We start from the raw sequence: 26,440 nt of genomic DNA on the forward strand, positions 1-26,440 counted from the left end.
CTTTTGGGTTATGAAAATAATAGACCACATTAAAAACGCAAACGGTAAAACGTTATTCTCCTTTGAACTCTTGCCACCGATAAAAGGTCAAAGCATCCAATGGATATACGATGCAATTGACCCATTATTGGAGTTCAATCCTCCATTCATAGATGTTACCTCCCTTCGGGAAGATTATATTTATAAAGAGCAGGAAAACGGTTTATTACAAAAGGTTTCCTACCGTAAACGTCCGGGAACAATTGCCATCTGTGCTGCAATCATCCACAAATATAAAATAGATGCCGTTCCACATTTAATTTGCGGAGGCTTTACCAAAGAGGAAACGGAAAATGCCTTAATCGATTTACAGTTTCTGGGTATCGATAATGTTTTGGCATTACGTGGTGATGCGCGTTCTGCAGACAGCTCATTTATTCCCACAAAAGGTGGTCACTGCTATGCCACAGATCTTATTGAGCACATTAAGAATCACAATGAAGGAAAATTCTTACACGAGGATATTGAAACTTTCAAAAGTGATTTCTGCATCGGAGTAGCCGGATACCCGGAAAAACATTTTGAAGCCCCAAATCTAAACACCGATTTCAAATACCTCAAGAAAAAAGTAGACATGGGTGCTGAATTCATCGTAACCCAAATGTTTTTCGATAATCAGAAGTATTTTGACTTCGTAAAAAAATGTCGGGAAAACGATATCAACGTGCCTATTATCCCTGGATTAAAGCCCATAAGCACTTTAACACAATTGAATGTGTTACCAAAAATTTTCCATATCGATTTGCCTGAGGAGCTTACCGATGCCTTATCTCATGCTAAAAACAATGCTGAGGCAAAAGAAATTGGTACTGCAGCAATGATTAAGCAATGTAAAGAGCTGATGGACTTTGGGGTTCCGGTACTGCATTTTTATACGATGGGGAAACCTGAACAGACCAAACAAATCGCAAGGGCCATATTTTAAGCTTTTCTTAAAACATCTATAAATCCTTATCTGTTTTTAATCTGTACAACTTATATTTGTAGGAATGAGATGGATTTGTTTCAAATATTTAGTCATCATGTGCATTGCATTAACCTTGTTTCTAAAGGTGTGCAATGTAATGAGCTATTTGAAACTGACTAATCCCACTGTAGAGCTTGCTTCAATGAATGAAGATTCTACCGAAAAGGAAGAGAAGAAAATCGAACCGGAATATTTTACCGATCAATTCTTTCTGTTAAGCTTAGCTGAGCATTATCCATCCATTCAACAAAAAATAATCATCCCTGATCATTTTTTTCAACTGGCTTATTTTCCTGAGGTACTCACTCCTCCGCCGGCCATTTAAAATTTATTACCCATCCCTTTTGCCCCTGCATCACATGCGGGCACGTATTTTACTATAAAATTTAACACTAATTATATGAAACGAGCAATTTCATTTTCTTTCGCTGCATTTTTAGCGGCTGTATCTTTTCAGGTCAAAGGCCAGGAAATAGCACAAACCAATGTTCAACCAATTAACAATGCTTTAGCAATGGTTACCAAACTCGAACCTGTTAGCTTTAATTATGATAAAACCTGGGTTGAAAAGCTGAAACTGCCTTCAACCTCTCAATATGGTTTTGTGGGTGCCGATGCCAAAACAGCTGTACCATCTGTAATTGCAGTGGAAGCTAAGCAATATCCTGCGGGTAAAAATGCTTTCAATGCGGCAACCCTTACCAAAGTTGATTATGAGCGCCTTCTTCCATTACTGGTGGCCAGCATCAAAGAACAACAGGCACAGATTGAGGAGTTGAAACGCGAATTGAGTTCATTAAAATCTCAAAACGCTAAATAAAATCAGCTCAATTTATCCGATGAACACCAGTGTAGTACTGGTATTCATCGGATTATAGCAATACCTAGTCAGGAAGAACGGGAGGATTAATTTTGTTCACCTGAGTACTAACCGACTTCAAAAATGCTTCCAGCTGTTGTTGTTCCGGTTGCGTTAAATTTAGCTTTCTTAATATTGCCGACTTTGGCGTTCTCAGCGAATCCGGAATCTTCGACTGCAATGCCTTTTGTAAGGCAACAGGATTGCCCAGATTATAAAATTCGATCACATCTCTTAAGGAAGGAAAGTTTCCGTGATGCATCCACGGACCGGTAATGTTTGTTTCTCTTAAAGAAGGTGTTCTGAATGCGCCCACATCTTTAAGGTTTTTGGTCACATTATATTTTCCCAAGTCTTCAAACTTCGACCCCAGTAGAGTCTGGCCGTCATTGTGGAATTTATTATCGCTAAACAAGGGCGTATTATGGCAGTTGATACACCGCGCCTTCGTACGGAACAAGTGCAAACCCCTAACTTCATCATCCTTTAACGCGGCTTTATTGCCACGTACAAAGGCATCGAACCTGCTGTTCGTACTTACAATACCCCTTTCGAAGGTGGCAATCGCCTGCTGAATCTTTTCCAGGGTAATCTCATTTGAACCAAAAGCCTTATTAAAAAAATTCTTATATCCTTTTATTGCCTTTATGTTTTTAACCATGATGGTCAAATCGGTATTCATTTCCACATGATCCTTCACCGGGAAGCCAGACTGGTGTTCCAGGCTTGTTGCTCGGCCATCCCAGAAAAGCTCATTGTAAAAGGCGGTGTTCAAAATGGTCATCGCATTCCGCTTACCGTTCTGGCGGTCGTGCCCGTAGGCTACCCTTTTGCCATCCCCCCAGCCCAGTTCCGGATCGTGACAGGAAGCACAGGCAATTTGTTTAGATACCGACATACGCGGATCGAAAAATAACAGCTTTCCTAATTTTTCCTTCTCTGCGGAATAAGGATTGGATGCGGGATAAACCGGGCGCCCCAGATAGCCAATATCTCTGAATCCTGCTTTCGCTTCCTCATCCAGATCGGGTTTAGGCCAATGCGATTGATCACCGCTGTACAGCTCGCGTAGCTGCGCAATACTAAACTCCTCATCCTGCAAGAAAGCTGTAGTGCTTACGAAAAGAGTAACTATTACAGCAATAAATAAAAGTCGTTTCATTCTAAAGTGATAAGGCTGTAGGGCTCAACTTATACTGAAAGGTCCTGGTCGTTCCCCCGATAGCTGTTTCATTAAAAGTAATAGTCAAATCCATTACCTTGGTGTTCTCATCATAGGTTCCACTACCGCTCATGCCAATTTTAAAAGTTGTAGCATCAGATTTGGTCAAGATAACATCCTGGGTTTTTACTTTTACGATACCCGTTTTGGCACCCGCATAGTCCGGGAAGAATTGCAAAACCTGATCGACATTAATTTTAACAGTTTTGATATTTGTTGTTCCTGTATATGCACTGTATAGCCGAACCATATCGAACATGGCCGTTCCACTATCTGATACACCAGCATTTGTGAAGCCTAGGAAACTCGGATCTGACACTGAGACTGTGGAAAAATGACTCGCAATTCTTGAACCCCATGTATTTGTTGTAGGTTCTAAACGATAAACGAACATCTGGTAAAATGCTGTTGATTGGTGGAACACGGCTATTGTTGAAGAGTTAGCCGTTGCCACAGGTTGATCAGGATATAAATCTAACTTATCAGCTGGCTGGTCTTTTTTACAGCCTGTGAAAATAACCAGTACCAAAAGAAGTGAATATAGTGTTTTCATATGTTGTTTCATTAAAATTAATAACCCGGATTCTGAACCATATTAATGTTAGCATTTACTGTAGTAGCTGGCAAAGGCATAATCAGTTTGGGGTCGTTTGTTGGCAAATTCTTTATTGTTGCAGCTACATCCACACGCAATACATCTTTTTTCTTACGCAACAAATCAAATAACAAATTACCTTCAAAAGCCAGTTCTTTTCTTCTCTCCAATAAAATGGCATCAATCAAGTCTGCCTTTACTGCTAAGTTCAGGGTCGATGCATTCGCATCACCACGTTTGCGGATAACGTTTAAATCTGCATTGGCCTGAGTAAAGTCAGGTGTCGTTTTTTCTGCTGCCGCTTCTGCACGGATTAAATACAATTCCGATAAGCGGAGAATTTTGATCGGTGTTTGAGAGGTGCCGCCAAGTGCGTATTTTTTTGTAAAGGAATAGTTTACAGCACTAATGGCAACGGTATTAAACATGGATGCAGGACGACGAACGTCAGTAGCCGAATATAAGCTCATAAGATCGGTGGTGGCAGCAAACATTCTATATGAGGATGCATTGGTAGAATCGAAATAGCCTCCAAGTCCTGTTCCGCTGAAAGTAGATTCTATTGCCAGCTCGAAAATAGATTCGACAGATGGAATTCTGCCAGTCCAGCTTGCAACATAATTTGCATTACTGAGTAATGAGTATGCGCCATTTTTGATGATCTCGTCACTTAAGGCGTATGCCTTATCCCAATCGTTTTGGTTAAGATATACTTTCGCAAGAAGTGCTTTAGCAGACAGCTTGGTAAAATAATTTTGTTTATATCCAGCACTTAATACACCAGTATTGTCATCGCCCAATACAGCGATAGCTTCGTTAAGATCTTTAACAATGGCTTGATAGGTTTCTGCAACTGTTGATCTTTTTGGAGCCGGATCTGAGAAAAGCTGTGGCTGTGTTAAAACAACTATTCCAAGATGCGAGCCCGTTGTTGTATAATTAAATGGCCTTGCAAAAATCCGAACCAAATCGAAATGTATAAGCGCTCTGATACATTTTGCTTCAGCAACAATTTTGTTTTTATCCGCTTCAGCGCCATTTGCTAAAGGTGTATATTTAATAATATTATTTGCATTATTCAGTTCACTATACATCATCGTATAGCTAGTATTCATCGTTGATTCTATCGAATTTTGGTTCACATTGTAAACGTCTTCCAGACGCAGATTTGCGGTTTTACTAAATTTGATATTGCCCGCTAAGATATCCGGATAAACCATCATATTCTTCTGATAATGACTATCGTCAAGTAATGCTTTATACGAACCCGCAAGAACTGTTTTTGCACCCGCAACGTCTTTGAAAATATCTTCTAAAGATAATTTATCAGTAGGTTCTTTATCCAGTAGTTTTTCACAAGAGGACAAACTGATAATAATAAGACCAAGTATGATTATAGAATATTTTTTCATGTTTATTTTTTTAGAGTCCCACTTTTATTCCAGCAGTTAGTGCAGAGGTTTCAGGATAAGTAAATCTTTTTTCAGCTACCCCGTTTCTTCCCTTTATTCCCGAATCTTTATACCAATAAAAAAGGTTAGTAGCATTAGCAAATACGGAAGCACTATTGAGATGAAGCTTACGGGCGATACGGTTAGGAATTTGGTATCCTGCTGAGATGTTTGAAAGTTTTATATAGCTTATATCTATCAGGTATCGCGATGAGTTTGGCACTATTGATCTAACGATTAATAATTTCGGTATATCCGTAATATCTCCGGCCTTCTGCCACCTGTCTACCAAATTTACACTTTGGTTTCTGCTTTGTAAATTTCTTCCGTCGCCTTCATCAATATAATTCACTAGTTTGCTGGCACCGTAGCTATATAAAATATTAAAAGAGAAGGTAAAGTTTTTTAAACGGAAGCTATTTACCATGCCACCCTGAAAGCTAGGTAGTCTATTAGCCAATACGCTAGTTGAAGTTATTGGCAATGCATTAATCTCGCTGGCTGTTTTTATTTGCCCATTGGCATCATAAAAACGTTCTGTTCCTGTTTGAGGATCTACTCCTGCCCATTGGTAACCATAAATTGCGTTTGCGCTATTTCCCACTCTTAATGCAGCAGCATCTGCAGCTGTAGAATAAAGTGCAGAGTAGCCATTATTAAATGACAAGATGGTGTTTTTAACCGTTCCCAGGTTAAAAGCCAAATTCCAGTTAAGATTTTTAGTTTCAATGATTTCGCTATTTACAGAGAGTTCAAATCCTGAATTCCTCATTTTACCTGTATTTGCAGAAATTGTAGAATAACCCGTTTCCAGCGGAACATTAACAGATGAAATTAGATCTATAATTGTATTGTTGAAATACTCTGCGGTTAGCCGAACTTTTTTAAATAAGGTAAAGTCTAAACCAAAATTCAATTTGTGATTCTTCTCCCAGCCCAAATCTGGATTCGGGGCAGAGGATGACTCTGGATATGAAGCAACGTTACCATTATATAAATCGCCGGAACTAGTACCAAAACTATATAAACCTCTGGCAGAATAGTTTCCTATTCGTGAGTTGCCCGTTGAACCATATGTAGCCCGCAATTTCAAAGACGAAAGAACTCTATTACCTTTTAAAAAATCTTCATTACTGATTAACCAGGCTAGACCTGCCGAACCATTGAATGCAATTTGTTTATCGCCACCGAATATGGACGATTTATCTAAACGCCCGTTGAAATTTGCAAAATATTTTTTATCAAAGTCGTACCCTAGCTGCGAATAGTATGAAATAGTTGCCGAAGAAGAAGTAGATGAAGCAGAGGTTTGTAAAGATGCGGCACCAAGAGTTCTCAGCCGATCGAATGTAAATCCGGTTCCAGCGCCCCTTAACAAATCAGTATCCTTATTCTCAACCTGCGACCCTATCAAAAAATTTACGGTGTGTTTTTTATAGGTCTTATCGTAGCCCGCCTGAAGGAATCCTATGTATCCAAGATAGTTACGATCATAGATTTCAAGCCTTCCATTGACATTCCTCCCCGTTGCGTTATTTGCTGAAAAATATTGCGTTTGTTTATTCTGATAATTATCAGCGCCAAAAGTTCCCGATATCGAAATTTCTTTTGTGATCTGATAGCTCGCATTTGCACTCACCTGTAGTTGTATCCCCTGGTTTCGGTTTTCATTCTGTTCTAAAATTGCCAAGGGATTTGGAACACCCTGTATATCCTGATATGTTCCATTTTCAGCATAAGGAGAAATGTTTGGCACAAGTGTTACTCCACCATAATTTGATAAATTGCTGCTCTTGGTAAATGTGGGATTTAAATTAAAGCCCAGCTTTAACCTGTCTTGCTGGTGATCTACTCGTAAACGCGCATAAATTTTTTGTAAATCGTTGCCAATGGAAGTCGCTTCTTGTTTGCGGTAACCGCTAGAAAACCTAAATGATGTTTTGTTAGCCCCGCCTGAAATATCAAGCCCTGCATTCTGATAAACGGCATCTCTCTGAGTCAATTCAAACCAATCTGTGTTAATTGTTTTGCTTCCTGCTAATTGAGAAGCCTGGGTAGCTGATGTTCCGGCATTCATATAAGCTTCTCGTAGCAGGCTGTAGTATTGAGAGCCACTTAACCATTTATATTCATTAATGAACGAAGAGATTCCTGTATCATAACTAAAGTTAGCAGTCGTTTTTCCTATTGTTCCTCTTTTTGTTGTTATAATGATTACCCCATTAGCCGCATTAGCCCCGTATAAGGCAGAAGCCGTGGCATCTTTCAAAATGGATATCGTATTAATATCATCAGGATTGATATTCGACAAGGGATTCAGGTAACTTTCGTTGTTAAAAACCGTTCCTTCATTGCCTTTTTGTTGTTCGTAGGCAGGAATTCCGTCAATTACATATAGCGGCTGACTTGAAGTTGTTCTTGATGACCCTATTGTTGGCAATGATCCTATTCCTCTTATGTTAATCCTGACAGGTGTATTCAATTCAGTTGTTGTTTCCACCTGTACACCAGCAGCCAGCCCTTCAAGCATCTTGTCGAAGCTTTCGATAGGCCTATCGGTTTGTAGCCGCTCTGCCGTGATCTGTTCAATGCTCCCCACCACATCCTCACGTCTTTTATCTTTGGTGTACGATCCTGTTACCACCACTTCATCCATTCCCAGGGCATCATCCTCCAACTTTACATGAAAGTAATTTTCGTTACCCACTTTAATTTCCTGGGTTTTCATACCAACGAAATTGAAAGTAAGGATCAGGTTATCAATACTGTTTCCGCTTAGCTTATATACAAATTTACCATTGGCATCAGTTACTGCACCTTGTCTGGTCCCTTTAATAAACACATTAACTCCAGGCATTGGTCCCCCGGTCTTTGCATCAGTAACCAGGCCGCTTATCGATCTGTTCTGCACGGGAATAGCATTCGGGCCCTTTCTTATAGAAATATAGTTCCCATTGATATTAAAAGCCAAACCCAGTTGCCCGGCCAAACCATCAAGCGTTTGTTTCAAGGTTGTTTTTTGTTTAATGCTCACCGTTTGATTGATATTCACCTCGGTTTGATCATAGTTAAACTTGTAACCACTTTGTTTTTCGATGATTGTTAATACTTCGGCCAATGGCTTATTGACAACATTTATCGAAACAGCGGTTTTTTCAGGCGCTTTTACCTGGGCATCACTGGTAATGGAAAATGTGAGAGAGAAGAGCAATAATAGTCTGAATAAATAACGGGAGTAAGTTTTCTTCATTTTATCGGGTTAATATGATGGTGTTCTGGGTTTGTTTGAATTTCAAATGTTTAGAAAAGCATATGCTTTTGATCACGGTGATGTAGTCGGCCTTATCAAACTGAGCGGAAAAACTCCATCTGGTATTTTTGGTATGGTCAACTAGCTGAATGCCATAAACATTATAAAACCGGGCAGCAATTTCTTCGAATCCTGCTTCTTTGAAAATTAGCAATCCTGATTTCCATCCTGTAATGGCTGCTATATCAAAACTGCTTTTAACCAGATGTCTGGAAGTACCATTAAACGTGGCCATTTCCGAAGGCTTAAGCAGGAGTTTCTCTTTCCCTCTGTTAGCCTCTGCCATTACCTTTCCTTCAACCAATGCAATCACAGTATTTTTACCTGCCGGATAAGCTGAAATATTGAATTTGGTACCCAAAACAGTTGTCCTCGTGCCTTTGGCATTCACTGAAAAGGGTCGTGCCTGATCTTTAGTCACCTCAAAGAATGCTTCCCCTTCAAGCATCACTTCACGTTTCTTTGCAGCAAAAGATTTGGGGTATTTTAGCGAACTATTTGCATTCAATGTAATCGTTGTCCCATCGCTTAAGCTAAATTGAGTGATCTTGCCAAAACCATTGTGATAAGTAACATAACTTAAAGGTTTTTCTGCCATGTTAAACCTAACGAAGAAAAAACCCACGATTAAAAGTACGGCAAGGGAGCCAACTGAGGTCATCACCCGGGTATTCAACAACTAAGGTTTATCCGGTGCGTAAGGCGTTGTATTGGCGGCATCAGCTTGCAGAAAATCATCGAACTTAGCAAAAGCCATCTGCAAATTTTCATCCTCCAACCGGAGGTACAATGTGGCTAGAATTTGTTCCGCATTATACACCTCATCCATTTTTTCAGGATGTAGGCTAATCCAGCTCTCCCAGAATGCTACCGCAGCAGCATCTGTTTTCAGGTAATAAGCATTAAAAGATTCATCTGCTGCAAAATCTTCAGCATGAAACAAAGTGTAATCCACGGCAAAAAGTAAAAAGGTAAAAGATGTTTTGTTCGGTTTAAGCTATAGAGTAAGCAACCTCCTGTTTTTACCAGATTTTTTTTACTTTTTTTATTAATGTTTAAATCCTGAAGTATTATCGGATGTCTTAGGTGGGTAATCAAGTGCGCAACTTGTAAAGAAACTAGCGTGTTCTTAAGTGTCTTAGGTGGTAAAAATTATTAGTGCTTCTGCAGTAGCTTTTCTCTTAGCGTACAAATGGCCGCATAAACATGGTTGTACACCGTACGCGATTTAAGCTCAAGTTGCCTCGCAATGGCATCATACTCCATCCCGTCGAAAAACTTCAACCTTACAATTTCCCTTTGTGTGGGCGTTAAAGCATCTATTGCATGCGATATTTTGTCCTTCCGTTCAGCTATAATCTGCGATTCGATGAGCAATTGTTCGTAAGAATGTTCATTAATGGTGAGGAGTAAAGGAATATCTTCTATGCTGCTGAATTTCTTTGACTTGTTCGACTCCCTGATCAGGTTATTGCGAAGACTCGTCTTTAAGTAGCTTTCTACAAATTCAACTTGGCCAAGTGTATCCCTTTTTAACCAGATACCGGCGAAAAGCTCATGAAGCGTATCCTGGACAACCTGTCTATCGGGCAAAATTCTAAATCCATAAGCATACAAATCCTGATAACAATCCTGATATAGCATTCGCATTGCACCTGAATCTCCTCCACGAATTTTGTCCCAAAGCCCAGCTTTCATTTCCGCAAAGATAAGAGATTATTTGCTTATTTAGAACTTTTCTTAATTAGGCTTTTAGTATTTATAAAACAGCGACTTACATCGATGTGAAATGGAGATTTGGGCAGCTGAATTCCAAATCTCCAGTATGAGTTAAGCGATCTGTTTACGCGTTAGCGAGCAAATAAGCTTTGAAACCTTCAAAATCAACGCCTAGCTGATCAGCTTGTTTTGGTTTTCCAACCAAAGCAGTCACCTGTTCCGGAATTTCAATTTTAATGGCAATATCTTTAGGAAAAATATCCGGGAATTTACAAGCGTGGGCGGTAGATAAAAATACAGCGGCGCTGCTATCTTCAGGATTTTGTTTTCTGAATTGCTCAATGGCCAGATAGGCAATGGCAGTATGCGGACAGGCAACATAATCAAACTTTGCATCAATTTCCTTGATCCCTGCCAGCGTCTCCTCATCCGTGAAACGATATGAAGTAACCACTTCTTTCAATAAGTCGATTTCACCTTTAAATAAATCCATGATCCGAACCCAGTTGCTTGGCGCACCAACATCCATTGCGTTGGAGTAAGTTTGCGTAGAAGGCCTGGTTTCGTAAACGCCTGTTTCCAAAAATCTCGGAACGGTATCATTTACATTGGTCGCTGCGATAAATTGCTTCACCGGTAAGCCTAATTTATAGGCCAGCAATCCCGCGCCAATATTTCCGAAATTTCCGCTCGGTACCGAGAAAATCACCTCTTCCAGGCCTTGCCTTTTTAACTGGGCATAGGTATTGAAATAATAAAATGTTTGCGGAATTAAGCGGGAAATATTAATCGAGTTGGCAGATGTCAGTCGGAAGCTTGCATTGAGTTCAGCATCGGCAAAAGCCTGTTTTACCAAAGCCTGGCAATCGTCAAAAGTGCCTTTAATTTCAATGGCCCTGATGTTTTGTCCATTTGTAGTTAACTGCAATTCCTGTATCGGACTCACCTTTCCTTCCGGATAAAGAATAGTTACACGGGTATTCGGTACGCCTAAAAAGCCTAGTGCTACTGCACCACCCGTATCTCCTGATGTGGCAACCAATACATCCAGCAACTGTTCGCCGTCCCTTAAAAAATAAGCCATCACACGGCTCATAAAACGGGCTCCAAAATCCTTGAACGCCAACGATGGGCCATGGAAAAGTTCCAGCACAAAAGTTTTATCCGCCAGCTTTACTGCGGGCGCTTCAAAATTGATGGCATCTTCGATTAATGCTTTCAGGTCTGCTGCCGGAATTTCATCTTTTAAAAGGGCCGAAGCTACCTTATTGGCAATTTCAGGCAGCGAGTATTTATCAATATTTTCGATAAAGTCCGGATCGAGCTGCGGAATCTCCACAGGCATGTACAGGCCTTTATCCTGTGGCATACTATTAAAAACGGCTTCTTTAAAAGAAACACGTAAATCTTTATTATTGGTTGAATATAGTTTCATGGTTGGAGGGTTGTTTTACAGCACTCTCGGTCCTTCGGCATTAACCGAAGAAACATATGCTTTGCTGTTAATATTGATTTTATGTAAGTGCTGTTGCTGTGCTTTGGTTATTTTCTTTGCGGTTTCTTCATCTTTTGTCAAGGCAAAAACTGATGGACCCGAGCCTGAAATTCCAAAACCAATGGCACCGTTTTCCATGGCAATCGCTCTCATCTCCTCAAAACCCGGAATCAGGATGGAACGGGTAGGTTCTACCAGAACATCCTTCATACTGCGCCCGATTAAATCAAAATCATTCATAAACAAGCCGCTAACTAAACCTGCTACATTTCCCCACTGCGTCACCGCATCTTTCAAAAACACCTTACTGCGTATCATCTGGCGGGCATCTTTTGTGGGTACATCCACCTCCGGATAAACAATTGCGGCATACATTCCTGCGGGCGTTGGCAAGGAGATTACATCCAGTGGTTCATAACTTCTTACCAAAACAAAGCCCCCTAAAATGGCCGGGGCTACATTATCGGCATGGCCATAACCACAAGCCAGTTCTTCACCTTTCATGGCAAAGGGAACCAGTTCTTTTGCGGTTAATAAATCACCCATTAATTTGTTAATGGCAAATAAACCTGCCACCGTACTGGCCGAGCTCGAACCCAATCCACTGCCAATAGGCATCTTTTTATGCAATTCAATTTCCACGCCCACATCTAAGCGGTTTACATGTTGCAGGTAATGCTGAACACTGGCGCTCACTGTATTTTTAGCCGCATCCAAAGGTAAACGACCATCGTCTCCGGTGATACGCTTTATAACCACTCCGGGCGTATCGGTCAAACGCATTTCTACTTCATCACCAGGCTCATTCACTGCGAATCCGAGAACATCGAAACCACATACTACATTGGCAACCGTGGCCGGAGCGAAAACTTTTATACTATCTTTCATTTTTGATTATCAGTTAGCGGTATCAGTATTGAATATCAATCCATGGATGGATACCGCTATTTTATCATTAGTCTCTTATTGATCTTAGCTTAAAGAACCCACGTTTATAATATCTGCAAAAACACCGGCCGCGGTAACCTCTGCACCTGCGCCAGGCCCTTTCACCACCAATGGACGTGATTTATACCTGTCGGTAGTAAAGGAAATGATGTTATCACTTCCCGAAAGCATGTAAAACGGGTGACTGTCATCTACCATTTGGAGGCTGATTTCCACATCACCATCTTCCAGTTTTCCGATGTAGCGCAATACCTTTCCTTCGCTCGCCGCACGATTTTTTAAATCCTCAAAATAGGCAGCATTGTTTTTTAGTTCTCCATAAAAGTCATCCACCGTTGAAGCATTCAAACAAGCTTCAGGTAAAATATTATCAATCTTAACATTTTCAGCCTCTAACGGATAGCCGGCATCCCGCGCAAGAATCAACATTTTACGCATAAAGTCTTTTCCATTTAAATCATCACGGGGGTCTGGCTCAGTATAACCTAAATCCTGTGCTTCTTTCACCGTTTCATAAAAACCAGCTTCACCTTTAAAATTGTTGAAGATATAAGAGATGGTTCCTGAAAGAATGGCTTCGATGCGGGCAACTTTATCCCCACTCATCATCAGTTCCTTTAACGTACGGATAATTGGCAAGCCAGCCCCAACATTGGTTTCATAGTAAAAATCAACCCCAAACTTACGGGCTGTATCTTTAAACGATTTGTATTGTGCGTAGTCGGCTGAATTACCTTTTTTGTTGCAGGTTACTACCGAAATACTACTTTCAAAAATGCCCTGATAAAATTCAATTGGTGCTTCTGCAGCTGTGTTATCTACAAAAACACAGTTTGGCAGGTTTAATGCTTTCATGCGCGCTACGAAGCCAGCCAGATCAGCCTGCTCACCATTCGCATTTAATTCATCTTCCCAGCCTTCAAGCGATAAACCATCTGTATTGAAAATCATTTTACGGGTATTGCTGATGCCGGCAACTTTAACCTGCAAATCATTATTCTCAGCCAGAAAAGGCATTTGTTCTTTCAGCTGATTAAATAAAGTCTTTCCGATATTCCCCGTCCCCAGGCAAAAGATATTCAGCGTACGTTTTAAATCTGTAAAGAATGCGTCGTGCACGGCGTTTACTGCTTTCGATAAATCAGAAGCGCTGATAATCACTGAGATATTATACTCCGAAGATCCTTGTGCAATTGCCCGTACATTGATACCATTCCTGCCCAAAGCGTTAAATAATCTTCCGCTCATCCCCGGTGTACGTTTCATATTCTCACCAACAATAGCCAGCACCGCAAGATTATTTTCTACCTCAGGCAAAGCCAGCTTATTGGCATCAAGCTCCAGTTCAAATTCCTTTTTGATTAAACTGATGGCTTGTCCTGCATCTGTAGGCTTCACCGCAAAAGTGATGCTATGTTCAGATGATGACTGTGTAATCAACACCACATTGATCTGCTCACGCGAAAGAAGCGAAAACAAACGGCCGCTGAAACCAGCCTTACCTACCATTCCGCTTCCGGTTAAATTGATGATACTGATGTGGTCGATGGAAGAGATCCCTTTAATGGGTAAGCTTGATGTTTTAACATCGCTTTTGATATAGGTTCCTGTAAAATCAGGCTCGAAAGTATTCTTGATTACAATTGGAATTTTCTTCATGAAAGCGGGGATCATGGTAGGCGGATAAATCACCTTTGCACCAAAATAACTCAACTCCATGGCCTCAGTATAACTCAGTTCCGGTAAAGAGAACGCTTTTTTCACTATCCGTGGATCCGCAGTCATCATCCCGTTTACATCTGTCCAGATTTGAATTTCTTCGGCGTTCAAGGCTGCACCCCACACCGCAGCAGTGTAATCAGATCCTCCACGACCTAATGTGGTTACCCTTCCGGCCGAATTACTGGCGATAAAACCCGTTACAAAAAGCACTTTAGTACTGTTCGCCTGATAGAAATCATTAATCAACATTTCAGTTAGTTCGGTATCTACCTTTGCCTGTCCGAAATTACTATCCGTTTTAATCAGCTCTGAACCGTTTACATAAAGCGCTTCTGCAAATTGCTGAGAGGCAATATGGGCAATCATGAATGATGAACAACGTTCGCCATAGCTCAATATCTGATCCTTGGTTTGCAGACTTAGTTCACGCAGATTGGTTACCGCCTGCAATAGGTCCTCCAGCTCATTAAAGAAAATTTTAAGCCGGGTAAACACCGGGTTTTGCGCTGCCGCCGGTAGAAGAGCGCGAATAACCGCAAAGTGCTTCGCCTCAATTTCTTTTAAAGATGCGTCGTAATCTTCTCCACGCTCAGCCTTTTCGGCCATATCCGTCAGCAAATTGGTTACGCCACTCATTGCCGATAATACAACTACCGGACTGCTTTGTAATTTTTCCTGGGCTACTATGCTCAGTAGCGTTTTAATGTTCTCGGCCGAACCTACGGATGTGCCGCCGAATTTGAGTACTTTCATTGTTTTTGGTTTTAATGAAGCTTACACTTTTGCTTGTTAATTAATTTGGTTCTGTGCAGTTTCTATGGTTTTTGGTAAAAAAAAAAGCGCCCCGAATTCTATCGGGGCGCTTTCTGTGTTTTTATGTTAATTCAATTTACAACAAATTAGCCCCGCTGGTTTATACCGGTGGTAATAATAATCGTTGTAATAATTGAAGTGTTAAAAGTCATTGCTCTTCGTGTATTTTATACACCGTAAAGTAGCAGATTATTTTTCTTAATTGCAAACAATTTTAAAAATTATTTGAAAATTTTTTAATAAAACGTTTAATTGGATGTAATAGCAGCATTTTTTATACTCAAAACTAAAACAGGCAAGGGTATCGCCATCAGATGTTGATAAAAAGCTTAGTCGCCATATTTTTGAGTCATATCTTCGAAATATTGTTTTTTAAAATCTATCGCGTTACCGGTTTCAGGAACCTTTAAATTGTCAATATAGTCAACCAAAGATTGCCCATCAGCTGTCTTTGAGATATTTAAAAGATAATTTTCAACCAATTCAGAAACACTACTTCCAGCTTCTGAAGCGTATTTCTTCGCTTTAGTTAAAATATCCTGTTCAATTGTCAAATTAACCCTTGCTTCCATAACGATCTAATATACGTATATGTTTACATCGTACGTATTACTTCTAAATAATGTAGCAAAACAAATCATCAATCACTCCCACATCCGCTGCAACCATCACTGCTGCAGCCAGAATGTCCGTGATCTCTACCACCATGATCATGATGCCCGTGATGGCCATGATGTCCATCATCGTCACTAGAACAGGCAGATGAACAATCTCCATCACCACTGTTGGTTTTTTTATCAAGGTTTCTGTAAACTAGAAAAACAATTACCCCAAAAATGACCAGAAAGATGAAGGGCATATACGCAGCCTGATCTGTTGCCTGTACAAGTAACCATACTGCAGGAATGAGACTTGCAAATACTATCGCCTTCGCATTCCAGACTAATTTAGGGAAAACCCAATAATCGTTACGGTTAACACGCTCAAACTTCCTGATGGCAAACCTCTTTTCCTGTGCAGGCCATATATCAGCAGGTGCATCCACACCGAAATTTAATGCATAAATGCTAAGCGTACCAGTATAAAAATCATTGAATTTTTCTTTTTCATTAGCACCGCCTTTGGTAGGATGATGGTGTATTTCTTTTTTCAGTGTGTGCCGACAAAGGTTTACCCAGTACGATTTTGTATAGGTTAAATGCAAGTGCCAGGCCTGATCCACCTCGTCAGATGGCGTAACTCCATTTGGAGAGATACAACACATGAAGATGAACTTCTTATATTCCTCAATAACCCGCCGCGCATACTGAGCCGTCCAGCCATTTTCTCTGGCCAGCCGCTGTTCAAACCTAAATTCAGTATGTGGTTCATCTATTTCGAAAGCTTTTATCTTATCCCAAAGCAATTGATGTTCTTGTTTCATTTGAGCGTATTTATTGTTCTAAAATATGGATTTTACATTTACCAACTTCAGCAATGTCAATATTTCCTCATCAACGCTTTCCCATACTAACTATTTTAGTATTTTTGTTTCCATTCAATATCCCTATGGAAAATAAAGTCAGCATCAACAACAACAGCGTAGAGTTTTCGGGCATAACCAGAGAATATACCGAAGCCATTGCCGAATTAATCTGGAATGGCTTTGATGCTGGGGCCAGTAAAATCGACATTGTTTTCGACACCAACGAAATCGACTTCATCCCCTCCATCGAAATTATTGATAATGGCAGTGGAATTAACCTCCATTCCCTTCAACAAACATTTGGCTCTTTCCTCGATTCGCTGAAACGCGGTAAAGACCAGCGTTCTTCATATGTAAGAGGTAAAAAAGGAAAAGGCCGCTTTTCATTCATTGCTTTTGCCCAATCAGCCGTATGGAATACCACCTACATCGATGAAGAAACAGGAAATTATTATAACTACGATGTAAGCATCAATGCCTCCAATAAGGACTATTATTACGATGAAAACAGAACCATTGACGAGCTAAAGCAAACGGGAACCAGACTCAAGCTGATTAATTTATTTGGCGTTACCGCTTACTCATTTTCAAGCGAAGCGTTTATCAATTACCTCAAGCATGAATTTGGATGGTTTCTGCTGCTCAACAGTAAGCATCAGTATCAGCTATGCATCAATGGCACACCTATCCGCTACGAAGACAGCCTGGCCGACCATCAAATATTCCATCGGGAAATTGCAGATGCCTCCACATCCAGATTTAACTTCACCATTACCTTTGTACGCTGGAATGAAAAAATAGGGGATAAGTTTTACTACTATTTTCTCGACAACAGCAAGAAGGAAGTTTTCAAACAGCTCACTTCTTTTAACAACAATGCCATCAACTTCTACCATAGCGTTTATATCGAATCAGATTATTTCGACAATTTCAATTTCAGCGATACCGACGCATCAGAAAACTTATTCGGCTCTAACCCTCAAAGCCCGATCTTCAAACAATTGATCAAAGAGTTACAAAAAATTGTGGCATCAAAACAAAAAGAGTTTGTACGGGATGAGGCGGCAGTTGAGTTAATTAAAAGGCTTGAACTTACCAATAGCCTACCTGCATTCGGCTTAAGCCAGGAAGGAGAAGAGGGAAAACAACAGCTCCTAAATTTCGTAAAAGAATTGTATTGCATCCAGCCACGGATATTCAAAGGGCTCAATGAGGTACAGGAGAAAATGATATTGGCCCTGATCAGTCAGCAGCTCAATAATGAAGAAACGCTAATCTCCCTTGTCGAACAAATTATTCCACTGGCAGATGAAGAGCGGACACAGCTGAAAAGTCTTTTTAACTAATGCCTAAGCAGTAAATAATTAGCGGCTTAAATAACAGCTATACTAAACAAAAAATCAGATGAAAAATCTCGACCTCGAAACGATCAAAAAACGTACAGCAGCCATTCGTAAAAAATACCATCAACTGGAAAGGCAACACCATGGCAGCGAATGGACAATTGAAGAAGATGCACTGGCTTTTTTAACCGATGCAGGATTAGTAGGCAGATTAGTGATGTCGCAACAAGGTCGCTGGCCCCAGCCTGACACTGAAGAAGAATTGAAGCATAAATTAGGTGAATGCCTGTGGTGGCTTACAACACTCGCAGATCGTATGGGTATGGATATCAATGAATGTACCGAAACCTTCCTCAGTAAAACCGAAACACTAATGGGTGAATAGTAATAACATACTTTTAGCTCGTTACCCTCCTTTTAGAAAAAAGTAATATGAGAAGCCCACACAAAACGCCTATAGTGATATAATAGATCCATGTAAGGAGATCGATGATTAAGTTTTTTTCGGTTTCATACTTGGCAACCATATAAGCCGATAAAGGCAATAATCTTTTTGTCGTATCAACCGGATGGATACCGCTATCAGTGAAATATTCCGGTCTGCCATCTATTTTCCCCCACCACAATCTTCCGATATCACGTTTAGTTACTTTAGTAAAAAAAGGTAGCTTCTTCATAGATTTCATCCTATTCAGATCCAATGGAATAATGATACTGTTATCGGCAGTTTTATCACATGATATTGGTTCGTAGTCATAACCGGTCCAGTACATGCACTTCTCACTTGGCTTAGGTTCCCTTTTGACCAATACCTCTTGCTCCCAGATATAAAAACTAAGTTTTCCAATCGCTAGTAAAATGATAATGATCAAAATAAATATTAACCTGTAATCTGTTAAAGGAGTTACTGGATCATTTGAGGGTTTACCAGTTTTTTTTTCTCCATCATTTTCTTCCGTAGAATCCTCTGATTCTGCTTTTGTATCAACGGAGGTTGATTCTTCCTGTTTTTCTGCCGATTCCTCATTCAGATCTGGTATTACATCGACATCCTCTTTTTGATAAAAGCTTTTATAATAAGTTGTACTTGGCCTCGGTTGGAAATCAATAAGCCAAGCCAGCAATTCTGTGTTTTTCAAATCAGTATTGTCGGTTTTATTATTACCTACAATATGATTGTGAACGGCTTTGAAATCATCCGCTACTGACCTTTTCAGTAAAAGATGAAAGTTGGCGCCCATTTTATCTACATCAAAAAATTCAGCAAATATATCATCATCCTTTGGATGATACCTTTCATTAAAAACCTTTAAACACTCTTTCCTAAACTTTGCGCGAGTTGACAAATCGCTGTTAAGCTCTTTTGTCTCCTTCATTTTTTTATATGTAGCTAAAACCAGGGCTTGATACTCTTCGGTCATTTGAAAAAAAATTTAATAAAAATATCGTTTTGAGATCAATTTTTTTACGGAATCCCGGAATCCTTCAGGAATTACACAGGAATACACTTACAAAATCGGGAATTGTAGGAATTCCGCCTTCTTGGGCTATTTAAACCCTACATCTTTGTATCAGCAAACAGCGAAAGCGCCTTCTAATTAATCGCGCTTTATGAAAACATTGATTGCTAAAACGAGTGAAAATCGCGGTTGCCAATAACCGGTTTGGGAAGCAGTTAAAAAGCTCCCGCGATGGAAACTCACCACTTCCCAAAAATTTTCAGAAGGCCTTCTGAACTACATCGTAGCAAGCCCCGCGCATGGGTCGCGGGGACCTACACAGTAATTCAATTCTAAAATTTTTGAATCATGTTCATTCCTTTATTTATCGCAATTTTATTAGGACTCGTAAGTCCATCCAACACCAATTCAAATACTAACTGTAATTCTTCAACCACCGTTTCTGCAAGCAATGCTAGTGAGTCGGGTGATGAAGATCCTATCAATCCTGATACCCCTCCTGGGGATGATACTGGCGGACAAACTGGCCATACCCCTCCGAAGCCTTAAGTATTCAAAAAGCAGGGCAAAATTTGCCCTGCTTTTTTATATTTGTTTATCTAAATTTGTGAAATAGATAAACTCAATCCCTTGAAAAAATCTTTAATCGCTCTATGTTTAACTCTTGCTATCTCTTGTCAGAAAGAAAAGCTTTCCAATGAGCCAGAAAAAATTGACCCGCTCTACAACAAAGCCGCAAAGCTTTATCTGAATCAACCCGATAGTTCGTATTCTCTTTTTTCAAAAATTACCAGTACCTATAAAGACAGTACACTTATCGCAAAATCGTATTTTTATATGGCCATCATTCAATGCGATCAGGGAGATTATACTGGAGCTGAAGAAATGGCTGTAAATGCAATTCGTTACTCCAAACCTGGTAGCGATTATCTCTCAGGATTATACAATACCATAGCAATTGCCAAAGCCGGTTTAAATGATTTTAGGGGTGCAACAGCGTGGTATAGGAAAGCGATCAATCTATGCGTAGATACACCGAAATGTTTAATGCACAAAAATAATTTAGCCGTATCATTATCTGAACAAAAAAGATATCCCGAAGCGATAAGCATTTTAAAAAGCCTAGTAAATAACAGTTTAGTACAACAAGATCAGGAATTATTCTCTAAATGCCTCGACAATTATGCCTGGACAAAATGGCTCCAAAACCCTAAATACAATGCCGCTCCAGAATATTTACGTGCCATGCAAATCCGAAAAATAAATGACGACTTGTGGGGCCAAAATGCTAGTCTCGCCCACCTGTCTGATTATTTCCAGGAAAAAGATTCCTCCCTCGCACTGAAGTATGCTCAAGATATGCTCATCATTTCAAAAAAGATTAACAGCCCCGACGATCAACTTGAAGCATTGCAAAAACTAATCAACCTGGCACCCGCAACAGACTCAAAGCTTTACTTCAAAAATTATCAGCAGATCAATGACAGCTTAAAAACTGCGCGTAATGCAGCTAAAAATCAATTTGCACTTATACGTTTTGATGTTGAAAAACAAAAAGCTGATAATATGTTGCTGCAAAAGGAAAACTCGGCTAAAAATTACCAGCTATTGCAATTGGGCTTGGGAGCCATTGGATTAGGGATCTTCGGCATATTCTGGTACCGGAAACGTAAACAAACTTTGGCCTTCGAAGCAGATAAAACAATTCAGGAAAACCGCTTAAAAACTTCTAAAAAAGTGCACGATGTAGTAGCCAACGGACTGTACCGGGTAATGACAGAAATAGAAAATCAACCCGAAATAGATAAAGAAAGTATTTTGGATAAGATTGAAGATATGTATGAAAAGTCGCGGGATATTTCATACGATAAATCAGTGCTCACACCTCCTACAAATCTCTTCCATGAACAGATTGGCAAAATGCTTCAAACATTTAATTCATCATCTACCACAGTGATATTGCATGGCAATCATTCAGCCTTTTGGAAAGATATTCCTCTTGCAGCCAAACAAGAGCTGGAACCGGTTCTACAGGAACTAATGGTAAATATGAAGAAACATAGCAAAGCCAATATTGTGGAATTAACCTTTAGCAGAACAACAAATGAAGCAAAGATTAAATATCAGGATAACGGCATTGGCTTTCCTGATAAAGTGAATTTTAATAATGGCCTAACGAGTACGGGAACCCGTATTGAAAACATTTCGGGCAACATTACTTTTGAAAATGTAGATCACGCCGGATTAGAGATTCAAATTTCTTTTCCAATTCACTAATAAAGAACTATGTTACAAAAAGTATTAATCGCAGAAGATTATGAAAGTTCAAACATATCGGTACAAAAGGCATTAGAAGACCTGGGAATTTCACACGATATAAAAAATCAGGTTTATTATTGCGATGATGCTTTGGCACGTATAAAAAAGGCAATAAGCGAAGGTTATCCTTACGATTTGCTGATTACCGATTTGTCGTTCGATGACGATCATACCAAACAAATCATTACAACCGGAAATGCATTGATCAAAGCGGCAAAAGATGTTCAGCCAGATTTAAAAGTACTGGTCTTCTCCGTAGAAAATCGTCTTTCAGTTGCTCAACATCTGTTTAAAGAATATGATATCGATGCATATGTACCCAAAGGACGCAGAGACAGTCAGGATCTTAAATTAGCTATTGAAACCATTTCAAAGGGCGGCAGATATTTATCAGGAAACCTCAAAAAGGAAGAGAAAGCAGAAATTGATTATGACTTCAGCGTTGTCGAACTGGCAATCATTTCACAACTGGCGCAGGGTACCTCACAAAAAGACATTCCGCATTATCTGCAGGCAAATAGCATTACCCCATTCGGGTTAAGCAGCGTTGAAAAGAAACTAGGATCAATGAAGGCTATCTTTGGATTCACAAAAAATGAGCAGCTTATTGCTTACTGCAAAGACAAAAACATTATTTAGCAGATTTCCAGATATTTTTTTTTCGAGGCTTACGGTTTCCCGTAAAAACAGGTGAGTGGTTAGCGCTACATTTGATTAAATCAAAATCACCCTCACAATGGATCTCAAATTAAAGCTTGAGCAACTACACCAAAGAGTAGTTGGACTTAAAGATCAGATTAACACTGAAGAAGCGACCAAAAATGCATTTGTTATGCCCTTCATTCAAATCCTCGGTTATGATATCTTTAATCCGACAGAAGTAATCCCCGAGCACATCTGTGACATTGGTACCAAAAAGGGCGAAAAAGTAGATTATGTAATCCGCAAGAACAATGAGCCCATTCTGATTTTTGAGTGTAAGCACTGGAAAGAAAGTGCCGATGCCCATAACTCCCAACTCCACCGTTACTACCATGTTTCAAAGGCCAGGTTTGGCGTACTTACGAACGGTACCGTATATAACTTCTATGCCGACCTGGAGAAGCCTAACATCATGGATGAGAAGCCTTTTTTAACCATCGATATAGAAGATCTGAAAGATAACGCCATCAAGATTTTGGAGAGCTTCACTAAAAATGAATATAGCCTCGAAAACATACTAGATTCGGCCGAAGGATTAAAGTACATCAAAGCCATTAGGAAAGAGTTTGAGAAAGAAATAGAAAACCCCAGCGATGAACTGGTTAAACTACTGGTTAACCGTTTCTTCGACAAACCGCTTACCGCCAGCAGAATGACCACCTTTAAAGAATATGCCAAAAAGGCGCTAACACTTTCAATAAATGAATCCATTAGCGATCGTTTAAAGTCGGCCTTAAATATTAATGAAAAGGCTAAGCCAGAAAGTGATGGCAAAGCACAGCCAGTTACCGAAAGCAGCGATTCTAAAATTATCACGACCGACGAAGAGCTTGAGGCTTTCCAGATCGTTAAGGCCATACTGCGAGAAAAGATAGGTGCAGAACGGATTGCTCCCCGCGATACACAATCTTATTTCGGTATACTGCTAGATGATAACAATCGCAAACCTCTTTGTCGACTACACTTCAATACAGCAAACAAATATTTCGAAACCTTCGCCAATGGCAAAGATGCCGGCGAAAAGAAGCAATTGTACAGCCTCGACGAGATTTACAGTTTCCGAAATCAATTACATCAAACATTAGAAAATTACCAATAACGCTCCTCTCTTTAAAAAATGCAGGGATTGCCCTATTCTACAAATGGGACGTAAGTGGGCGATCCCGCATTTTTCGAAATTCATCCACAAACAATTCTGAAGAAAATAAATGAATGAATGATATTTTAACAAATGGCACAGAAATAAAACAAAGAATTATTTCTGAAATACGAAATTCCAGGCAGAGTATTTATCTAGCAATGGCCTGGTTCACAGACAGAGATATTGCCGGTGTTATTATTGAATCTAAAAACCGAGGCATTGCTGTCGACATAATTCTATCTTCAAACGCCCAAAATGAGACCGTTAAGGGAATGTTGAGGGAAGCCAATGTCAATCTTCATGCATTTGAAACTGGTGATGAAAGAGGAATGATGCATCACAAATTTTGTCTAATTGATAATAAGATTACCCTAAATGGCTCATACAATTATTCCTATAACGCAAGCAACAATAATGTAGAAAACATCCAAATTTCTGATGACCCCCATACATATCGACAATTTTTATCCGAGTTTGAGAGACTAAGATATAACATTGATCATCAGATAAACGTAAATGAAACAAATACTATGCAGCAAAATCTTTCCAAAGTTCCTACAAAAGAAATAGACATGGCCGATTCCTTTACAAAACAATTATCTGATCTTGTTTACGCTACGGCGAATATCAATACCGATGAGTATAAAAAACTGGGATACGAAAACTCAAAAGAAAGTTCAGGTAACATACATATTTTCAGTGCGAATTACGGAAATATTAAAGAACAAATTAGAATGTATGCAACCGATGTCAGCTTGAGTAGTAAAAAAAGCATCATGGTTGAAAACATCAATTCCGCCTACGAAAGCAAGAAGAAAGATATCGAAGCAGAAAGACAGCTTGATCTGCAAAGAATTAAGCTCAATGATGATTTAGAAAGGAAAATCCTAAATCAAAACATAACTACACTTAAACAGGATAAATCCATATTTGAAGCCGGAAATCAAGTGACAGCAGAAAAAGGCTTATTACAGATCAATAACGATATAGAAAAAAATAAACTTGAAAAAAGATCTCTAGAGTCATCTTTCGTTATCAAGAAATTTTGGACGATAGGAAACGTATTTGCAGTCTTGGGATTATTTATTTTTGCTTTTTACCTGTCAGTATTTTTTGCATCCGCAATTTTTAAAGTTTTTTTCGAATCGAATGAAATTCGAAAGTCTCTGGAAGCAGGGATCAACCCTGGTATACCTCAACTAATTGATGCCAATGCGATTGTCAAAATTTTTAGGCAACAAGGAATCTTATTTGGCATAATAGCAAGTTTATTCTTTGTAATACCCATACTGGTTTCAAATCTAAAATTAATTGGAAGCAAGAACAAAACAGTTAATACATTATGCTTTTGGCTCGGACTTGTGCTATTTGATGTCGTAGTTTCCACAATGGTTGCATTAAATACAGATGAAATTAAATCTTTACTTATTGGCCAGGGATCGCAAATGCAGGCTTGGGAAGTTATTAAACATGGTGAATTTTATATGATTTTCACCTTTGGTATGTTACCGCTATTTATAACTCATTTTATCATTGATTTTATTGTAAACGCTTATACCAAGTCAAGAAGAGAGCTTGTTGACTCTGATAAGCATAAAAGATTAGAATTATTAGAAAGAGATCATTTGGACTTAGCAATGGAGAAGGAAATATTGTCAATGAAACTGGCAGAAAATGAAAGTTTGATAAAACAAAAGTACGATGAACTACAGCGTCTTGACAGACAACTAACTTCTAATGAAATACTTGTTGAAAATAATAATATAGAGCTATTAAAAAACATTAAAATAATTTACGAAGATTTTATGGCGAAAATATCAACAGGTAAAGTCTTTACTGAAGAAATACTAAGTAGTGTAACTGCAGTTTATAAGTCTGGCTACATTGAATATTTGCCAGAGCTTTATGCAGAAAGAGAAGTCGCTAATAGAGTCAAAGATATAGAGCAAATTATAAAAACCTATTAGGATGAAACACCTTTTAAAATTGTTCGCGTTGATTGTAGTATTGCAATCATGTAATTCTTGTGAAGTAGAACCTGTAAAAAAAAGACTAACCTATCAAAACATTATTATACTATCAGATATGTCTGACAGAATTTCAAATAAAAATTTCTCCAATAAAGATTTTTTAGAAATTCAAAAATTATTGAAATACTTTGAAACTGAGTGTGTAAAGCCCGGTGAAAAAATCGGTGATAGGTCAAGCTTGTATTTTTCAACTTTTTCTGACAAAAGTAGTGTAAGCATTAATCTTGATGATCTAAAAACCCTGGGGGAAAAACAAAGTTTTATAAATTCAACTGGTAAGTATCAAAAATCCGGATTGAAACAAAAACTTATTGATTTTGAATTATCGGTAGCAAATAAATATGCGAATACCAAAGACCTTGGTTTGGATTTATTAAGTGTTTTGATTGAAAAAATTTCGAATGGTAATTTGATCAAAAAAGACAAGATCATAACTGACGGCATTGATTCTACCATTATACATTATGAGAATCATATCTATATATTCACAGATGGCTATCTAGAGTATAGTACCAAGACAAAAAATAGCCAATTCCGATTTGGACTACCGGAGATAAGAAAAGCAAGAATGAATTGTGTCGGTCGAAACTTAAACATCGAGCAAGTAATTGTAAATGATCCCAGCCTATCTTTAAGACCAGTAAAAAAGAATGAACATAAGCTGGTCGATTTACATGTCCTTGAAACACATGAAAGAGACTTTGATAAAGCAAAACATACTTATGAAAACCCAATTGGTTTACGAGATAATGAAATTCTTGAAGCCGTATGGAAGAAGTGGGCTGAAGAAAGTGAGTTTAAAAGCCTAGTTTGGAGCAAATACTAATCTAAATAATCCCT

At 39.1% G+C, this 26,440-nt stretch carries 24 protein-coding genes; 11 read left to right on the forward strand and 13 right to left on the reverse strand.

Features of this window, described 5'->3' with window-relative positions; all coding sequences use genetic code 11:
- The first annotated feature begins 10 nt into the window (after positions 1-10).
- The 3 genes from metF (at position 11) to R2Q80_RS07520 (ending at position 1,826) form a co-directional block, all read left to right on the forward strand.
- Positions 11-964, forward strand: coding sequence for a methylenetetrahydrofolate reductase [NAD(P)H] (metF, locus tag R2Q80_RS07510; RefSeq protein WP_047799887.1), 954 nt, complete (start codon positions 11-13; stop codon positions 962-964).
- Positions 965-1,028: 64 nt separating this feature from the next.
- Positions 1,029-1,331, forward strand: a complete 303-nt coding sequence (locus R2Q80_RS07515) for a hypothetical protein (RefSeq protein ID WP_316799003.1) — start codon at positions 1,029-1,031, stop codon at positions 1,329-1,331.
- A 75-nt stretch (positions 1,332-1,406) separates the two neighbouring features.
- Positions 1,407-1,826: a tail fiber domain-containing protein gene (locus tag R2Q80_RS07520; protein ID WP_316799004.1), complete on the forward strand. Its 420-nt coding sequence runs from the start codon at positions 1,407-1,409 to the stop codon at positions 1,824-1,826.
- 64 nt (positions 1,827-1,890) lie between these two features.
- Here the strand turns inward: R2Q80_RS07520 and R2Q80_RS07525 are convergent, their stop codons facing one another.
- The 12 genes from R2Q80_RS07525 to R2Q80_RS07580 form a co-directional block, all read right to left on the reverse strand.
- The gene (locus tag R2Q80_RS07525; protein WP_316799005.1) at positions 1,891-3,027 is read right to left on the reverse strand and encodes a cytochrome-c peroxidase; all 1,137 of its coding nucleotides are present in this window, start codon (positions 3,025-3,027) and stop codon (positions 1,891-1,893) included.
- A 1-nt stretch (position 3,028) separates the two neighbouring features.
- On the reverse strand, positions 3,029-3,640 hold the full coding sequence (locus R2Q80_RS07530) for a hypothetical protein (protein WP_316799006.1): 612 nt from the start codon (positions 3,638-3,640) through the stop codon (positions 3,029-3,031).
- A 17-nt stretch (positions 3,641-3,657) separates the two neighbouring features.
- Positions 3,658-5,094, reverse strand: coding sequence for a RagB/SusD family nutrient uptake outer membrane protein (locus R2Q80_RS07535; RefSeq protein WP_316799007.1), 1,437 nt, complete (start codon positions 5,092-5,094; stop codon positions 3,658-3,660).
- 10 nt (positions 5,095-5,104) lie between these two features.
- Positions 5,105-8,383, reverse strand: coding sequence for a SusC/RagA family TonB-linked outer membrane protein (locus tag R2Q80_RS07540; protein WP_316799008.1), 3,279 nt, complete (start codon positions 8,381-8,383; stop codon positions 5,105-5,107).
- A gap of 1 nt (position 8,384) precedes the next feature.
- Entirely contained in the window at positions 8,385-9,041 is a 657-nt protein-coding gene (locus tag R2Q80_RS07545; protein ID WP_316799009.1) for a FecR family protein, read from the reverse strand.
- A gap of 81 nt (positions 9,042-9,122) precedes the next feature.
- Entirely contained in the window at positions 9,123-9,398 is a 276-nt protein-coding gene (locus R2Q80_RS07550; RefSeq protein ID WP_316799010.1) for a hypothetical protein, read from the reverse strand.
- A 200-nt stretch (positions 9,399-9,598) separates the two neighbouring features.
- A complete protein-coding gene (locus tag R2Q80_RS07555) occupies positions 9,599-10,141 on the reverse strand; it encodes an RNA polymerase sigma factor (RefSeq protein ID WP_316799011.1) in 543 nt (180 codons plus the stop codon).
- Between the two features lie 145 nt (positions 10,142-10,286).
- Complete coding sequence (gene thrC / locus R2Q80_RS07560; protein WP_316799012.1) at positions 10,287-11,597, reverse strand: threonine synthase; 1,311 nt, start codon at positions 11,595-11,597, stop codon at positions 10,287-10,289.
- A gap of 15 nt (positions 11,598-11,612) precedes the next feature.
- Complete coding sequence (locus tag R2Q80_RS07565; RefSeq protein WP_047799878.1) at positions 11,613-12,545, reverse strand: homoserine kinase; 933 nt, start codon at positions 12,543-12,545, stop codon at positions 11,613-11,615.
- 84 nt (positions 12,546-12,629) lie between these two features.
- Positions 12,630-15,080: a bifunctional aspartate kinase/homoserine dehydrogenase I gene (gene thrA, locus R2Q80_RS07570; protein WP_316799013.1), complete on the reverse strand. Its 2,451-nt coding sequence runs from the start codon at positions 15,078-15,080 to the stop codon at positions 12,630-12,632.
- Positions 15,081-15,469: 389 nt separating this feature from the next.
- Complete coding sequence (locus R2Q80_RS07575; protein WP_316799014.1) at positions 15,470-15,712, reverse strand: DUF6364 family protein; 243 nt, start codon at positions 15,710-15,712, stop codon at positions 15,470-15,472.
- A 68-nt stretch (positions 15,713-15,780) separates the two neighbouring features.
- Positions 15,781-16,563, reverse strand: coding sequence for a hypothetical protein (locus tag R2Q80_RS07580; RefSeq protein ID WP_316799015.1), 783 nt, complete (start codon positions 16,561-16,563; stop codon positions 15,781-15,783).
- 125 nt (positions 16,564-16,688) lie between these two features.
- Here R2Q80_RS07580 and R2Q80_RS07585 point away from each other — a divergent pair, with 125 nt between their 5' ends.
- On the forward strand, positions 16,689-17,951 hold the full coding sequence (locus R2Q80_RS07585) for an ATP-binding protein (protein WP_316799016.1): 1,263 nt from the start codon (positions 16,689-16,691) through the stop codon (positions 17,949-17,951).
- A 58-nt stretch (positions 17,952-18,009) separates the two neighbouring features.
- On the forward strand, positions 18,010-18,333 hold the full coding sequence (locus R2Q80_RS07590; RefSeq protein WP_316799017.1) for a MazG-like protein: 324 nt from the start codon (positions 18,010-18,012) through the stop codon (positions 18,331-18,333).
- A gap of 13 nt (positions 18,334-18,346) precedes the next feature.
- Here the strand turns inward: R2Q80_RS07590 and R2Q80_RS07595 are convergent, their stop codons facing one another.
- A complete protein-coding gene (locus tag R2Q80_RS07595) occupies positions 18,347-19,369 on the reverse strand; it encodes a hypothetical protein (protein WP_316799018.1) in 1,023 nt (340 codons plus the stop codon).
- 387 nt (positions 19,370-19,756) lie between these two features.
- Between R2Q80_RS07595 and R2Q80_RS07600 the strand changes: the two genes are divergently transcribed.
- The 6 genes from R2Q80_RS07600 to R2Q80_RS07625 all read left to right on the forward strand — a co-directional run bounded on the left by R2Q80_RS07600 (position 19,757) and on the right by R2Q80_RS07625 (position 26,426).
- On the forward strand, positions 19,757-19,957 hold the full coding sequence (locus R2Q80_RS07600; protein WP_316799019.1) for a hypothetical protein: 201 nt from the start codon (positions 19,757-19,759) through the stop codon (positions 19,955-19,957).
- A gap of 81 nt (positions 19,958-20,038) precedes the next feature.
- The gene (locus tag R2Q80_RS07605) at positions 20,039-21,685 is read left to right on the forward strand and encodes an ATP-binding protein (protein WP_316799020.1); all 1,647 of its coding nucleotides are present in this window, start codon (positions 20,039-20,041) and stop codon (positions 21,683-21,685) included.
- Positions 21,686-21,694: 9 nt separating this feature from the next.
- On the forward strand, positions 21,695-22,366 hold the full coding sequence (locus R2Q80_RS07610) for a response regulator (RefSeq protein ID WP_316799021.1): 672 nt from the start codon (positions 21,695-21,697) through the stop codon (positions 22,364-22,366).
- A gap of 97 nt (positions 22,367-22,463) precedes the next feature.
- Positions 22,464-23,528, forward strand: a complete 1,065-nt coding sequence (locus R2Q80_RS07615; protein WP_316799022.1) for a type I restriction endonuclease — start codon at positions 22,464-22,466, stop codon at positions 23,526-23,528.
- Between the two features lie 113 nt (positions 23,529-23,641).
- Entirely contained in the window at positions 23,642-25,537 is a 1,896-nt protein-coding gene (locus R2Q80_RS07620; protein ID WP_316799023.1) for a phospholipase D-like domain-containing protein, read from the forward strand.
- Position 25,538: 1 nt separating this feature from the next.
- On the forward strand, positions 25,539-26,426 hold the full coding sequence (locus R2Q80_RS07625) for a hypothetical protein (protein WP_316799024.1): 888 nt from the start codon (positions 25,539-25,541) through the stop codon (positions 26,424-26,426).
- Positions 26,427-26,440: the final 14 nt, after the last annotated feature.

Origin of the sequence: Pedobacter frigidisoli (genome assembly GCF_032678525.1) — a bacterium.
GTDB lineage: Bacteria > Bacteroidota > Bacteroidia > Sphingobacteriales > Sphingobacteriaceae > Pedobacter > Pedobacter frigidisoli_A.

Excerpts from the sequence above, each read along its gene's own strand:
- metF (WP_047799887.1), top strand. The coding sequence starts at position 11 with ATGAAAATAATAGACCACATTAAAAACGCAAACGGTAAAACGTTATTC.
- R2Q80_RS07515 (WP_316799003.1), top strand. The coding sequence starts at position 1,029 with ATGAGATGGATTTGTTTCAAATATTTAGTCATCATGTGCATTGCATTA.
- R2Q80_RS07520 (WP_316799004.1), top strand. The coding sequence starts at position 1,407 with ATGAAACGAGCAATTTCATTTTCTTTCGCTGCATTTTTAGCGGCTGTA.
- R2Q80_RS07525 (WP_316799005.1), bottom strand. The coding sequence starts at position 3,027 with ATGAAACGACTTTTATTTATTGCTGTAATAGTTACTCTTTTCGTAAGC.
- R2Q80_RS07530 (WP_316799006.1), bottom strand. The coding sequence starts at position 3,640 with ATGAAAACACTATATTCACTTCTTTTGGTACTGGTTATTTTCACAGGC.
- R2Q80_RS07535 (WP_316799007.1), bottom strand. The coding sequence starts at position 5,094 with ATGAAAAAATATTCTATAATCATACTTGGTCTTATTATTATCAGTTTG.
- R2Q80_RS07540 (WP_316799008.1), bottom strand. The coding sequence starts at position 8,383 with ATGAAGAAAACTTACTCCCGTTATTTATTCAGACTATTATTGCTCTTC.
- R2Q80_RS07545 (WP_316799009.1), bottom strand. The coding sequence starts at position 9,041 with ATGGCAGAAAAACCTTTAAGTTATGTTACTTATCACAATGGTTTTGGC.
- R2Q80_RS07555 (WP_316799011.1), bottom strand. The coding sequence starts at position 10,141 with ATGAAAGCTGGGCTTTGGGACAAAATTCGTGGAGGAGATTCAGGTGCA.
- thrC (WP_316799012.1), bottom strand. The coding sequence starts at position 11,597 with ATGAAACTATATTCAACCAATAATAAAGATTTACGTGTTTCTTTTAAA.
- R2Q80_RS07565 (WP_047799878.1), bottom strand. The coding sequence starts at position 12,545 with ATGAAAGATAGTATAAAAGTTTTCGCTCCGGCCACGGTTGCCAATGTA.
- thrA (WP_316799013.1), bottom strand. The coding sequence starts at position 15,080 with ATGAAAGTACTCAAATTCGGCGGCACATCCGTAGGTTCGGCCGAGAAC.
- R2Q80_RS07575 (WP_316799014.1), bottom strand. The coding sequence starts at position 15,712 with ATGGAAGCAAGGGTTAATTTGACAATTGAACAGGATATTTTAACTAAA.
- R2Q80_RS07580 (WP_316799015.1), bottom strand. The coding sequence starts at position 16,563 with ATGAAACAAGAACATCAATTGCTTTGGGATAAGATAAAAGCTTTCGAA.
- R2Q80_RS07585 (WP_316799016.1), top strand. The coding sequence starts at position 16,689 with ATGGAAAATAAAGTCAGCATCAACAACAACAGCGTAGAGTTTTCGGGC.
- R2Q80_RS07590 (WP_316799017.1), top strand. The coding sequence starts at position 18,010 with ATGAAAAATCTCGACCTCGAAACGATCAAAAAACGTACAGCAGCCATT.
- R2Q80_RS07595 (WP_316799018.1), bottom strand. The coding sequence starts at position 19,369 with ATGACCGAAGAGTATCAAGCCCTGGTTTTAGCTACATATAAAAAAATG.
- R2Q80_RS07600 (WP_316799019.1), top strand. The coding sequence starts at position 19,757 with ATGTTCATTCCTTTATTTATCGCAATTTTATTAGGACTCGTAAGTCCA.
- R2Q80_RS07610 (WP_316799021.1), top strand. The coding sequence starts at position 21,695 with ATGTTACAAAAAGTATTAATCGCAGAAGATTATGAAAGTTCAAACATA.
- R2Q80_RS07615 (WP_316799022.1), top strand. The coding sequence starts at position 22,464 with ATGGATCTCAAATTAAAGCTTGAGCAACTACACCAAAGAGTAGTTGGA.
- R2Q80_RS07620 (WP_316799023.1), top strand. The coding sequence starts at position 23,642 with ATGAATGATATTTTAACAAATGGCACAGAAATAAAACAAAGAATTATT.
- R2Q80_RS07625 (WP_316799024.1), top strand. The coding sequence starts at position 25,539 with ATGAAACACCTTTTAAAATTGTTCGCGTTGATTGTAGTATTGCAATCA.